Raw genomic sequence first — 2,088 nt, forward strand, 5'->3', positions numbered from 1 at the left:
CGTCCTACCCTCGCAGGCAGTCTCCCACCAACTACTCTCGGCGTGAAGAAGCTTAACTGCTGTGTTCGGCATGGTTACAGGTGTTTCCTTCTTGCTCTTGCCACCGTACTTTTTCTCTCTCTTTGAGCTTCTACGCTCAAAACTAAATATAATCCTCTTTTCAAAAACCTTGATTGCCTTCAAGCTCTGGTCAAGTCCTCGACTGATTAGTACTGGTCCGCTCCAAGCCTCGCGGCTCTTCCACTCCCAGCCTATCTACCTCTTAGTCTTTGAGGTGTCTTACTACTTGCGTATGGGAAATCTCATCTTGAGGGGGGCTTCGCACTTAGATGCTTTCAGCGCTTATCCCGGCCATACTTAGCTACCCAGCGATGCCTTTGGCAAGACAACTGGTACACCAGCGGTATGTCCATCCCGGTCCTCTCGTACTAAGGACAGCTCCTCGCAAATTTCCTACGCCCACGACGGATAGGGACCGAACTGTCTCACGACGTTCTGAACCCAGCTCGCGTGCCGCTTTAATGGGCGAACAGCCCAACCCTTGGGACCGACTTCAGCCCCAGGATGCGACGAGCCGACATCGAGGTGCCAAACCTCCCCGTCGATGTGAACTCTTGGGGGAGATAAGCCTGTTATCCCCAGGGTAGCTTTTATCCGTTGAGTGATGGCCCTTCCATGCGGTACCACCAGATCACTAAGCCCGACTTTCGTCCCTGCTCGAGTTGTCGCTCTCGCAGTCAAGCTCCCTTATACCTTTGCACTCTGTGAATGATTTCCAACCATTCTGAGGGAACCTTTGGGCGCCTCCGTTACGCTTTAGGAGGCGACCGCCCCAGTCAAACTGCCCGTCTGACACTGTCCCATGCCTCGCTTAGAGGCCCTGGTTAGAGCAGCCATCAAACAAGGGTAGTATCCCAACATTGCCTCCGATAACACTGGCGTGCTATCTTCTCCGGCTCCTACCTATCCTGTACATGTTTAACAGCTGCCCAATATCAAATTGCAGTAAAGCTCCATGGGGTCTTTCCGTCCTGTCGCGGGTAACCCGCATCTTCACGGGTATTATAATTTCACCGAGTCTCTCGTTGAGACAGTGCCCAAATCATTACACCTTTCGTGCAGGTCGGAACTTACCCGACAAGGAATTTCGCTACCTTAGGACCGTTATAGTTACGGCCGCCGTTTACTGGGGCTTCAGTTCGCTGCTTCGCTTGCGCTAACAGCTCTCCTTAACCTTCCAGCACCGGGCAGGTGTCAGCCCCTATACGTCGTCTTACGACTTGGCAGAGACCTGTGTTTTTGATAAACAGTTGTTTGGGCCTATTCACTGCGGCTGGCTTTTGCACCAGCACCCCTTCTCCCGAAGTTACGGGGCGATTTTGCCGAGTTCCTTAACGAGAGTTCTCTCGCTCACCTGAGTGTTCTCCACTCGACTACCTGTGTCGGTTTGCGGTACGGGTACGCAGCTTCTCGCTAGAAGCTTTTCTTGGCAGTGTGACGCTTGAACCTTCGCTACTTTGATTTCGCTCCTCATCACGCCTTGTGCTTTTCGGCAACAAGCATTTGACTCATTGCCGCACTTAACGCTTGAACATGGCTTCCAGCGCCATGCGTTCTTTGCCTCCTGCGTCCCTCCTTCGCTGTTAACGAAGCTGCGCAGTACAGGAATTTCTACCTGTTGTCCATCGACTACGCCTTTCGGCCTTGCCTTAGGTCCCGACTTACCCTGGGCGGACGAGCCTGCCCCAGGAAACCTTAGTCTTTCGGCGGACAGGATTCTCACCTGTCTTGCGCTACTCATACCGGCATTCTCACTTCTAAACGCTCCACTTATCTTCTCAGTTAAGCTTCGCCGCATTTAGAACGCTCTCCTACCACGTGCATTCCTGCACATCCACAGTTTCGGTACTATGCTTAGCCCCGGTAAATTTTCGGCGCAGCGTCACTCGACTAGTGAGCTATTACGCACTCTTTTAATGATGGCTGCTTCTGAGCCAACATCCTAGTTGTCTACGCAACTCCACATCCTTTTCCACTTAGCATAGATTTGGGGACCTTAACTGGTGATCTGGGCTGTTTCCCTTTCGA

2 rRNA genes (1 of these 2 only partly in view) are annotated in these 2,088 nt (G+C 52.4%); both read right to left on the minus strand.

The features are described 5' to 3' along the window. Positions 1-108 (minus strand): 5S ribosomal RNA (rrf, locus tag JF76_RS09830); the annotation flags it as partial. 78 nt (positions 109-186) lie between these two features. After that, positions 187-2,088 (minus strand): 23S ribosomal RNA (locus JF76_RS09835); it runs 1,495 nt beyond the window's last position.

The sequence above is a fragment of the Lactobacillus kullabergensis genome (assembly GCF_000967195.1).
Taxonomy (GTDB): domain Bacteria; phylum Bacillota; class Bacilli; order Lactobacillales; family Lactobacillaceae; genus Lactobacillus; species Lactobacillus kullabergensis.